Consider the following 11,018-nt stretch of genomic DNA (forward strand, 5'->3'; position numbering starts at 1 on the left):
TTAGCATCAAAACCAAGTTGTACCGCTCCCTGGGTGGTAGCGCGTATAAGCCGCATCCAGAAAGCGATTCCGCTGGCGCAAATTACCGTAGCGGCCTGCATTTTATTTTCAGCAATAATAATACTTGTTCCCAAACGATTAAAAATAGCCTCGGCAATAGCGATGCGTTTCTTCCCTTTTTCGTTACTGCAAAGACAGGTCATAGATTTCCCCACAGCAATAGCCGTGTTGGGCATTGAACGTACAATAAACTGTTCTTTCCCAACAATAGCTTCAATTGCCGCAATTTTAAATCCGGTAATCGTGGATATTAAGACGTGTTTTTCGTGAAGATCATCTTTAATTTCTTCCAGAATTCGCTGCATTTGCGTGGGTTGTACTGCAAAAATTAGGATATCTGAATTTTTAACTGCTTCACGATTATCACTGGTGACCTTAACTTTGGCATATTCCTCGTACTCCTGAATTTCTTCAGTTTTTCTTTTGGTAAGGTACAAGGTGGTAAACGCATTGTTTACAATAAGGCCTTTCGCAATGGAAAGTCCCAGGTTTCCGGCTCCTATAATAGCTATTTTCATCTTTTTGGTTTTAGTTGGTTAGGCTTGCCACGAATTCACTAAATATTTTTTGTCAAACCTTAAAGGTTTTAATTTCGGTTTCAAAGTGAATTAGATTCTGAAACAAGTTCAGGATGACGCCTTTAATTTTATTCGATCAATTATATTCGTGAATTAGTGGCATATCTCATTAAAAATAACTCGCTTTTAATTTTAATCCTGAAGTCTCTTCAAAACCAAACATTAAGTTCATATTTTGAACTGCCTGCCCAGAAGCACCTTTCAGTAAATTATCAATAATACTGGTAATCAAAATTTTATCGCCAAATTTCTGTAATTTCAGCAGACATTTATTAGTGTTTACCACTTGTTTTAAATGCAAATCTTCTTCAACAACAAACGTAAAAGCGGAATCCAAATAAGTCTCAGTATATATCGCTTTCGCTTCCTCCAAACTGCCTTCAAATTTCGTGTAAGCCGTGGCGTGAATTCCTCTTGAAAAATTTCCCCTATTCGGGATAAAATTAATTTCAGGTAGCTTATTATTCTGAAGTAGTTTTAGGCTCTGCCCTATTTCATTTAAATGCTGATGTTCAAAAGCTTTGTAACTGGAAAAATTATTATCTCTCCAGGTAAAATGGGTGGTAGCAGAAAGTGAAGTTCCTGCTCCGGTTGCCCCGGTTACAGCATTGATATGAACATCATCCTTCAGCAAACCGGCCTGGGCAAGTGGTAAAATTGCTAAACTTATGGCTGTGGCAAAACAACCGGGATTAGCGATAAAACTTGCTTTTTTAATTTTTTCTTTATTGAATTCCGGCAGGCCGTAAATAAAAGAGTGCTCACCACTCATTCTATAATCGGTACTTAAATCCACGATTTTAGTATTTTCAGAAAACTGGTTTTCCGAAAGGAATTTCACCGAATTTCCGTGTCCAAGACATAGAAATACCACATCTACTTTTTTATTTATTTCTCCGCTGAACTGTAGATCAATTTCTCCCAGTAAATCCTGGTGTATTCCTGCTACAGGTTTCCCCGGTTGCGAAGTACTGTACACAAAATCCAGTTCAACTTCCGGATGATTTATAAGTAATCTGATAAGTTCACCGGCCGTATACCCGGCACCACCAATTATTCCTGCTGTTATCATTTCCCTTCTTTTACGTGTTGGTATATCTTCCCGGCATTTGATAGAATTTTTATAAATCCTTTGGCATCATCTGCTGTCCAGGCTTTATTTTCCTCACCATAATTTCCAAAACTGGAATTCATTAAATCGTTGTCCGATTTAATTCCATCAAGTGTAAATCGGTATGGATGCAAGGTGACGAAAACTTCTCCGCTTACCTGCTGCTGTGAACTTTCTAAAAAAGCTTCCAAATCCCTCATTACGGGCTCCAAATACTGGCCTTCGTGTAAATGTGTCCCGTACCAATTAGCCAAATAATCTTTATGCTGTAATTGCCATTTACTTAGCGTATGCTTTTCCAGTAAATGATGTGCTTTTATGGTGATAAGCGCAGCAGCGGCTTCAAAACCAACCCTGCCTTTTATTCCTATAATAGTATCTCCAACGTGAATATCTCTTCCAATCGCATATTTTGAGGCGATATCTTCAAGTATCTCAATATTTTTTTCAGGGGAATTTTCTTTTCCATTAACCGCGGAAAGTTCTCCTTTGGTAAAGCTTAAACTGATTTGTTTCGCCTCTTTTTCCTGAAGTTGGGAAGGATAAGCACTTTCAGGTAAAGGTTTTTCTGAAGTAAGCGTTTCTGCTCCACCAACACTAGTGCCCCAAAGGCCTTTGTTTACCGAATATTTTGATTTTTCCCAATTCATTTCCACACCATTCTGCTTCAGGTATTCAATCTCTTCCTGGCGACTGAGTTGTTTATCCCTAATTGGGGTGATTATCTCAATTTCGGGAGCAATAATTTGAAAGATCATATCAAATCTTACCTGGTCGTTTCCGGCACCTGTACTCCCGTGCGCTATATATTTAGCATTAATACTTTTTGCGTAATTCACTATCTCTATGGCCTGTACAATTCGTTCTGCACTTACTGAAAGTGGATAGGTATTGTTTTTTAAGACATTTCCGAAGATTAAATATTTTACCACTTTTTGGTAAAATGAAGAAACCGCATCAATATTTTTATAGGTTTTTGCTCCTATTTTTTGTGCATTTTCTCCAATTTTCTTCAATTCTTCTTCTGAAAATCCGCCGGTATTTACACTCACGGCGTGGACCTCAAAATTTTCTTCTTTAGATAAATATTTTGCGCAATAAGAAGTGTCTAAACCTCCACTGTATGCTATAACTACTTTTTTCATTTTTTAAATTTAAATCGTAGGGTTCGCCACGAATTCACTAATATTTTATGCTTCTCTTCCCTGAAAGGCGTGCGGGATGATTTAACCCTTCCGTCAGGCTTTCGCTGCCACCTTCCCTTAAAAAGGGATGAAGCTATTTAATTTCCGTTTTTCTCTTTTTTATAAAACAAGGTCTGTTTTATATTTTTCAACCTTTTAAAAGCTTTATCATTTAAGCTTTCCTTTTTATCTCCTTTTTTTGCATCCTTTTTTCTTTCCGGATCATACATCATTCCTGTGCAAAGGCACATTTTGCGCTCGGTCCTGGTTAAGATATCGTAATTCTTACAGGTTTGGCAGCCTTTCCAAAAGGCATCATCATCGGTAAGTTCAGAAAAGGTTACGGGTTGATATCCAAGTTCGTAATTTATTTTCATCACGGCCAAACCGGTAGTGATCCCGAAGATTTTAGCATTGGGATACATTTTCCTGGAATGGTTAAAAACCACTTCTTTAATATCTTTGGCCAATCCCTGGTTCCTGAAATCTGGGTGTACAATTAAGCCTGAGTTTGCCACATATCTTTCGTGGCTCCAGGTTTCGATATAGCAGAAACCGGCAAATTTTTCGCCGTCTAAGGCAATGACAGCATTACCCTTTTCCATTTTACCAATGATATATTCAGGGGTTCTGCGGGCAATACCCGTGCCTCTAACCTTTGCAGATTCTTCTATAGTTGTACAAATAATCTCAGCATATTGAGCGTGAGATTTATTAGCAATGACAATCTTCATTTGCTAAGAAATTAGTGAGAAAATAAATTTGATTTGTTCTTTTTGAAAGGGGAACCGGACTCACCTAAGTTCCATTAAATTATACACGCACCAAGGTGCGACGCGGGAAGCGGCGGCGAATAGGTGTAATCTCAGAAGTGATTCTGAAATTTAAATTGGACGGTATATTTTGTGGATCTTTCAAGTTATAATTAAAATCAAATAATATTAAAAAAAGAATAATGCGATTAACTTCTTACCTGCGGCGGCGCGGGAAGAAGCGAAAAACGGGAAATATTATTTGTCTCATTGAAAGCATAGTGTAAAAGTACATAATTATTTTAACCAACAAAATATTTATACCAAATATTGAAACAAATTAGGCTTATCGTTAAGATATTCCCCGTAAAAATTTTTCGCTTTCATCCTGGCTACCAGTGGCTCAAAATCGGCAGGATCGTTTAATTCTATCCCAACTACCGCCGGGGCGTTTTCACGATGATGCTTTTTTGAGTATTCAAAATGGGTGATATCGTCTTTAGGTCCTAAAACTTTTTCCAGAAAATCTTTTAAAGCTCCGGCTCGCTGCGGAAAACTAATCACAAAATAATGTTTAAGTCCCGCGTACAACAAAGCTCTTTCTTTGATCTCGGCAGTTCGGGTGATATCGTTATTGCTTCCGCTTACAATACACACCACGTTTTTTCCCTTTATTTCTTCAGCAAAAAAATCAAGGGCACTTATGGCCATCGCCCCGGCAGGTTCCACAACAATAGCATCCTGATTATAAAGATCCAGGATACTTTGGCAAATTTTCCCTTCAGGAACCGTGATCATTTTATCAAGATTTTGCTTACAAATTTCAAAATTTCGGCTCCCGACTTTCTGCACCGCGGCACCATCCACAAAACGCTCAATGGATTTTAATTCTACCAGTTTTCCTTCTTTTAAAGAGGAAGTCATAGAAGGTGCACCTTCCGGCTCTACCCCAATAATCTTAGTATTTGGCGAAAGTTCTTTGAACATTGATGACAATCCTGCTAAGAGTCCACCACCACCAAGGGGTGCAAAAACATAATCTATAGGTTCCTTAGCTTGCTCCAGAATTTCCAAACCAATAGTGGCCTGGCCTTCAATCACCTTTTCATCATCGAAAGGGTGAATAAAAACCAACCCGAATTTATCGGCATGTTTCATAGAACTTTTAAACGAATCGTCAAAAGTGTCTCCTTTTAAAACAACTTCAACCCAATCGCCACCAAACATATTTGTTTGTTCCACTTTTTGCCTTGGGGTGGTAATAGGCATATAGATCACGCCCTTTACCTGCAGTTTATTACAGGCAAAAGCTACACCCTGGGCGTGATTCCCTGCGCTGGCACAAATAACCCCTTTATCCAGCTGTTCTTGCGGAAGGCTCGAAATCTTATTATAAGCTCCCCGAATTTTATACGAACGTACCTGTTGCAAGTCTTCCCTTTTCAGCATTACATTTGCTGAAAATTTCTTGCTATAGGTAAAAGATTGCATCAAAGGGGTTTTAACCACCACTTTAGAGATGCGCTCGGCCGCTTCTTTTACAGCTTCTAACTGAGGTTTATATATTTTTTTATCTGCCAGCAAAGTATCCATTTTATTCCTGTATTTTTTTCATTGCAGTCATTGCTTTTCTAAGCCTTCCTCCTACTTTTTCAACCGGGTGTTGCCTAATTTCATCATTCACGGCTATTAACTGCTGATTATCTACTCCGGTATAATCGGTTCCAAAGGAATGACCTATAACCTCTTTTGGTAAGCCATTTACATAATCCTTAATAAGCGGTTTTGCTGAATGGTCAAATAAATAGCAACCATATTCGGCCGTATCAGAAATAATCCTGTTCATCTCAAACAATTTCTTCCTGGCAATAGTGTTGGCAATTAAAGGAGTTTCGTGTAAAGATTCATAATAAGCCGAATCTGCAACAATCCCAGCTTCTACCATAGTTTCAAAAGCCAGTTCTACACCGGACTTTACAAAGGCTACCAATAAAACACCTTTATCAAAATATTCCTGTTCTTTTATTTCTTCAGAAGTTGCTTCGGATTTTTCAAAAGCTGTTTCCCCGGTTGCAGCACGCCATTCCAATAATTCCTTATCATTATTTTCCCAATCGCGCATCATTCGGCTACTAAATTCTCCTGAAATAATATCGTCCATATGTTTTTGAAAAAGCGGACGCATTATTTGTTTTAATTCTTCGGAAATCTCATCGGCCTTTATCTTCGCCGGATTCGAAAGCCTATCCATCATATTAGTAATACCACCGTGCTTTAAAGCTTCGGTAATGGTTTCCCACCCATATTGAATTAATTTTGAAGCATACGAAGGTTCTACGCCTTCGGCAACCATCTTATCAAAACTTAAAATAGAACCCGTTTGTAGCAATCCGCATAAAATGGTTTGTTCTCCCATTAAGTCAGATTTTACTTCAGCCACAAAAGAAGACTCTAAAACCCCGGCTTTATCGCCACCGGTAGCAACGGCATAAGCTTTAGCCCATTCAAAACCAATTCCCTGAGGATCGTTTTCCGGATGTACCGCAATAAGTGTCGGCACTCCAAAACCTCTTTTGTATTCTTCTCTAACTTCACTTCCGGGGCATTTTGGTGCCACCATAATTACGGTGATATCTTCCCGAATCTTCATTCCTTCTTCTACGATATTAAAGCCGTGAGAATAAGAAAGCACCGCGTCTTTTTTAATATGCGGTTGAATCGCTTTTATAACAGAAGTATGTTGCTTATCTGGCGTTAGGTTAATTACCAGGTCGGCTGTAGGAATCAGTTCTTCATAGGTACCCACCTTAAAATTATTTTCTGAAGCATTTTTAAATGACTGTCGTTTTTCTTTAATAGCACCTTCACGAAGCGCATAAGAAATATCCAGGCCGCTGTCTCGCATATTCAAACCCTGGTTAAGGCCTTGAGCGCCGCAGCCCACAATCACTATCTTTTTTCCTTTTAAAGCAGCCACTCCGTCGCTGAATTCATCACTACCCATAAACCTACAGGTTCCTAATTGGGCTAATTGTTCACGTAAAGAAAGACTGTTAAAATAATTCGTCATCACTTTTATTTAATTGGTTGTATCAAATTGTTCTAAAATGTTCGAGATTGGCATTTCGTTCTTAGTTACGGCAATAGTGCCTGAACGTACAAACTGCATCAATCCATAAGGTTTTAATTTTTCGTAGAGGCTATCGGTTTCGTGGCGTTTTCCGGTTTTTTCAATCACAAAAAACTTAGGCGTAACCGTCACGATACGTGCATTAGATTCCTTTATAAAATCCTGGATATTAAGATCATCAACAAACTCGGCTGAATTTATTTTGTAAAGCGCAGTTTCCTGGTAGATCATTTCCTCATCGGTATGATAAAAAGCTTTTATGACTTCAATTTGCTTTTCTATTTGACCAACTATTTTCTTAACCTGATCTTCGGTAACCTGCACCACGATTATAAAGCGCATCACTCCGTTTACCTCACTTCTGGAGGCTGTAATACTCTCTATATTAATATGCCTTTTCTGAAAAATAGCAGCAATTCGGCTCAACAAACCTATGTTGTTTTCGGTATAAACCGAAACCGTAAAATTTTTCTTTTCCATTATTCTAATCTTATATCAGAAACTGAAGCCCCGGTAGGAACCATAGGGAAAACATTTTCTTCCTGTTCAACTTTTACCTCTAGGAAATAAGCTTCGTTAGATTGCATCATTTCCGTAACCGCTTCTTTTAAATTTTCTCTTTTACTAACTTGTTTGGCCTTAATATGATAACCTTTGGCAATTGTTATAAAATCGGGATTAATCATTTCTGTAGAAGCATATCGTTTCTCAAAAAACAATTGCTGCCACTGCCGCACCATTCCAAGAAAATCGTTATTTAAAACCACAATTTTCACAGGAACTTTTGTCTGAAAAATAGTTCCTAATTCCTGAATAGTCATTTGATAACCACCATCTCCAATTACTGCAACCACATCGCGCTCTGGGGCTCCCATTTTGGCTCCAATAGCCGCCGGAAGCGCAAACCCCATTGTTCCGAGTCCGCCGGAAGTTACATTACTTCGGGTTTGGTTGAATTTTGAATAACGACAGGCCACCATTTGATGCTGGCCAACATCTGAAACAATTACCGCGTTTCCTTGAGAGCATTTATTAATCTCATCAATAACCTCGGCCATTCCAATTTTGCCGCGTTCGGCATTTAGATCATTTTTAATGATTTTATCAAATTCAATTTTATAATGCTCCTTGAATTTTTGATGCCAGGCTTCGTGTTTATTCGGTTTTAAAAGTTCTAATAAAACTTTAAGTGTTTCGTTTACATTCCCTAAAACCGGAATATCGGCGTGTACGTTTTTGTTAATTTCAGCTGGATCTATTTCAAAATGGATCACTTTTGCCTGTTTGGCATATTTCTCTAAATTTCCGGTTACCCTGTCGTCAAAACGCATTCCTATAGCGATAAGCACATCGCATTCATTTGTTAAGACATTGGGACCGTAATTGCCATGCATTCCTACCATTCCCACATTTAAAGGATGATCGGTAGGCATAGCCGAAAGTCCTAAAATAGTCCACGCCGCCGGAATACCCGATTTCTCTACAACTTTTTTGAATAATTCTTCAGCACCACCTAAGATCACACCCTGACCAAAAACAATCATAGGTTTTTTAGCGTTATTCATTGCTTCAGCCGCTTTCTCAACTTCTAATAAATTGATCTCAGGTTTAGGTTTGTAACTTCTAATCCCTGAACATTTTTTATACGAAAAATCAAGGGTAGCAAACTGCGCATCTTTAGTAATATCTATCAATACAGGCCCCGGTCTTCCAGAGCGGGCAATAAAAAATGCTTTTGCCAGAATTTCCGGAATTTCTTCTGCTTTTGTAATTTGATAATTCCACTTGGTAATAGGCGTGGAAATTCCAATAATATCGGTTTCCTGAAAAGCATCACTTCCCAGTAAATGCGAACCTACCTGCCCGGTGATACACACCATTGGCGTAGAATCTATTTGCGCATCGGCAATTCCTGTGACCAAATTCGTGGCTCCGGGACCTGAAGTAGCCATCGCTACTCCTACTTTTCCACTTACTCTTGCATAACCCTGTGCCGCGTGTGTTGCGCCTTGTTCGTGGCGCGTGAGGACGTGGTGAATTTGGGTTTGGTATTTATACAATTCATCATAAACGGGCATAATTGCTCCGCCGGGATAGCCGTAAAGCGTATCCACCCCTTCCTCAAGCAAACATTTTATCACCGCCTCAGCTCCTGAAACCGTGGTTGCTTTTGGGGAAGCCGTTTTTTCGAAACTAGCTGTTTTAACTTCCATAATTCACCTTATTAAAATTCGTCGGTAACACAACCTTGTGAGGCCGAAGAAACCGTTCTTGCATATTTGTAAAGCACACCCTTATTAAATTTTAAAGCGGGGGCTTTCCAGTTTTCTTTTCTTTTCTCTATTTCTTCTGCTGAAAGCGCAACTTCAATTTTATTGGTTTCAGCGTTTATGGTAATCTGATCTCCATCTTTCAGGAAGGCCAGCAAACCACCTTCCTGGGCTTCCGGGGTAATGTGCCCGACGACAAAACCGTGAGTTCCTCCAGAAAATCTTCCGTCAGTAATTAAAGCCACATCTTTACCGAGTTTTGCTCCCATTATTGCTGAAGTAGGTTTCAACATTTCCGGCATTCCGGGACCGCCTTTTGGTCCTTCATACCGAATGACGACGACATCCCCCTTTTTTACTTTTCCTTCTGAAATTCCATCGTTAGCATCATATTCACTATTAAAAACTTTAGCCGTTCCGGTAAATTGCAAACCTTCTTTTCCGGTAATTTTCGCTACCGATCCGCCTTCAGCTAGATTTCCGTAAAGAATTCTAATATGACCTGTTTTCTTGATCGGGTTATCTAAAGGTCTAAATACATCCTGACCTTCTTCCATATCTGGAACATCGGCAAGGTTTTCGGCAAGAGTTTTTCCAGTTACCGTCAAACAATCGCCGTGAAGCATATCGTTCTTCAACATATATTTTAGAACCGCTGGAATTCCGCCAATTCTATGCACATCTTCCATCGCATACTTTCCGCTTGGCTTTAGATCGGCTAAAAACGGAGTGCTATCACATATTTTTTCAAAATCTGTTAAACTAAAATCAACTTCGGCCGATTTCGCAATTGCCAAAAAGTGTAATACCGCATTGGTAGATCCACCTAGAACCGTAAGTAAACGAATCGCGTTTTCCAACGATTTACGATTCACAATATCACGAGGCTTAATATCTTTTTCAATTAGCAGGCGCACCGCTTTCCCGGCTTCCTCACTTTCAGTTTTCTTTTCTTCTCCTACCGCAGGGTTTGAGGAATTATAAGGCAGGGCCATTCCCAAAGCTTCAATTGCAGAAGCCATAGTGTTCGCGGTGTACATTCCGCCGCAGGCACCTGCACCAGGGCAGGCTTTTTCAATTATACTATCGTATTCCTCTTTATCTATATCCCCGGCAGTTTTTGCTCCCCAGGCTTCAAAAGCAGAAACCACATCCAGTTTTTTACCATTATGACATCCTGATGCAATTGTACCACCATACACTAAAATAGCAGGACGGTTAATTCGCAGCATTGCCATAAGCGCACCGGGCATATTTTTATCGCATCCTACCACGGTGATTAACGCATCATAAGACATCGCGTGGATTACCGTTTCCATAGAATCGGCAATAATATCACGGGATGGCAGCGAATAACGCATTCCCGGGGTTCCCATAGAAATCCCGTCGCTTACGCCAATAGTATTAAAAATTAAACCAACAAGTTCGTTTTCATTTGCACCTTTCTTAACCAATTTTGCCAAATCGTTAAGATGCATATTACACGGATTACCCTCGTAACCGGTACTGGCAATACCCACAAATGGTTTTTTAAAATCTTCTTTGGTTAGACCTATAGCGTGCAACATTGCCTGTGATGCCGGTTGCGAATCGCTTTGTGTTAAAACTTTACTGAATTTATTGTGCATTACTTATTCTTCTTCGTGTGATTTAAAGATTAAAAGTAAGCCGATAAGAATTCAACAGGTAATTTGCAGTATAGAAAGCACTACTTTCGGAGTAAAAACAATTAACTTAAATAACTGTTTAACAGGGTTTTAACCGTGTTTTAATTACGATAGCTGAAAAGGTATTTTCAAGAAGAAAAGTTACAGTAAGAAAAAGCCCGAAATTCGTTAAATTTCGGGCTTTTGAAAAATTCTTAATTTATTGAAGGATTTTTTGTGTTTTAAATGTTTTAAGCTGAATTTCTAATAATTTGATAATTATACCA

General features: G+C 39.0%; 9 protein-coding genes. All 9 read right to left on the reverse strand.

What is annotated here, in order from left to right; translation table 11 throughout:
• On the reverse strand, nt 1-578 hold a 578-nt coding region (locus AACZ30_RS10605; protein ID WP_339649260.1), incomplete at its 3' end, for an NAD(P)-binding domain-containing protein.
• A gap of 169 nt (nt 579-747) precedes the next feature.
• Nucleotides 748-1,710, reverse strand: coding sequence for an N-acetyl-gamma-glutamyl-phosphate reductase (argC, locus tag AACZ30_RS10610; protein WP_339649261.1), 963 nt, complete (start codon nt 1,708-1,710; stop codon nt 748-750).
• A complete protein-coding gene (locus AACZ30_RS10615) occupies nt 1,707-2,894 on the reverse strand; it encodes an argininosuccinate synthase domain-containing protein (RefSeq protein ID WP_339649262.1) in 1,188 nt (395 codons plus the stop codon). The genes argC and AACZ30_RS10615 overlap by 4 nt, the downstream gene beginning before the upstream one ends.
• A gap of 137 nt (nt 2,895-3,031) precedes the next feature.
• The gene (locus AACZ30_RS10620; RefSeq protein WP_339649264.1) at nt 3,032-3,667 is read right to left on the reverse strand and encodes a GNAT family N-acetyltransferase; all 636 of its coding nucleotides are present in this window, start codon (nt 3,665-3,667) and stop codon (nt 3,032-3,034) included.
• A 336-nt stretch (nt 3,668-4,003) separates the two neighbouring features.
• Nucleotides 4,004-5,278, reverse strand: a complete 1,275-nt coding sequence (ilvA, locus tag AACZ30_RS10625; protein WP_339649265.1) for a threonine ammonia-lyase IlvA — start codon at nt 5,276-5,278, stop codon at nt 4,004-4,006.
• Between the two features lies 1 nt (nt 5,279).
• Nucleotides 5,280-6,755, reverse strand: a complete 1,476-nt coding sequence (gene ilvC, locus AACZ30_RS10630) for a ketol-acid reductoisomerase (protein ID WP_286761474.1) — start codon at nt 6,753-6,755, stop codon at nt 5,280-5,282.
• A gap of 9 nt (nt 6,756-6,764) precedes the next feature.
• Complete coding sequence (gene ilvN / locus AACZ30_RS10635) at nt 6,765-7,295, reverse strand: acetolactate synthase small subunit (RefSeq protein ID WP_075326411.1); 531 nt, start codon at nt 7,293-7,295, stop codon at nt 6,765-6,767.
• The gene (gene ilvB, locus AACZ30_RS10640) at nt 7,295-9,028 is read right to left on the reverse strand and encodes a biosynthetic-type acetolactate synthase large subunit (protein WP_208225061.1); all 1,734 of its coding nucleotides are present in this window, start codon (nt 9,026-9,028) and stop codon (nt 7,295-7,297) included. Before ilvB ends, ilvN begins: the two co-directional genes overlap by 1 nt.
• Nucleotides 9,029-9,039: 11 nt before the next feature.
• A complete protein-coding gene (gene ilvD, locus AACZ30_RS10645) occupies nt 9,040-10,713 on the reverse strand; it encodes a dihydroxy-acid dehydratase (RefSeq protein WP_075326407.1) in 1,674 nt (557 codons plus the stop codon).
• Nucleotides 10,714-11,018: the final 305 nt, after the last annotated feature.

Source organism: uncultured Salegentibacter sp., assembly GCF_963972535.1.
In the GTDB taxonomy this organism is placed as follows: domain Bacteria; phylum Bacteroidota; class Bacteroidia; order Flavobacteriales; family Flavobacteriaceae; genus Salegentibacter.

Coding starts and splice junctions, on each gene's coding strand:
- argC (WP_339649261.1), bottom strand. CDS start 1,710: ATGATAACAGCAGGAATAATTGGTGGTGCCGGGTATACGGCCGGTGAA.
- AACZ30_RS10615 (WP_339649262.1), bottom strand. CDS start 2,894: ATGAAAAAAGTAGTTATAGCATACAGTGGAGGTTTAGACACTTCTTAT.
- AACZ30_RS10620 (WP_339649264.1), bottom strand. CDS start 3,667: ATGAAGATTGTCATTGCTAATAAATCTCACGCTCAATATGCTGAGATT.
- ilvA (WP_339649265.1), bottom strand. CDS start 5,278: ATGGATACTTTGCTGGCAGATAAAAAAATATATAAACCTCAGTTAGAA.
- ilvC (WP_286761474.1), bottom strand. CDS start 6,755: ATGACGAATTATTTTAACAGTCTTTCTTTACGTGAACAATTAGCCCAA.
- ilvN (WP_075326411.1), bottom strand. CDS start 7,295: ATGGAAAAGAAAAATTTTACGGTTTCGGTTTATACCGAAAACAACATA.
- ilvB (WP_208225061.1), bottom strand. CDS start 9,028: ATGGAAGTTAAAACAGCTAGTTTCGAAAAAACGGCTTCCCCAAAAGCA.
- ilvD (WP_075326407.1), bottom strand. CDS start 10,713: ATGCACAATAAATTCAGTAAAGTTTTAACACAAAGCGATTCGCAACCG.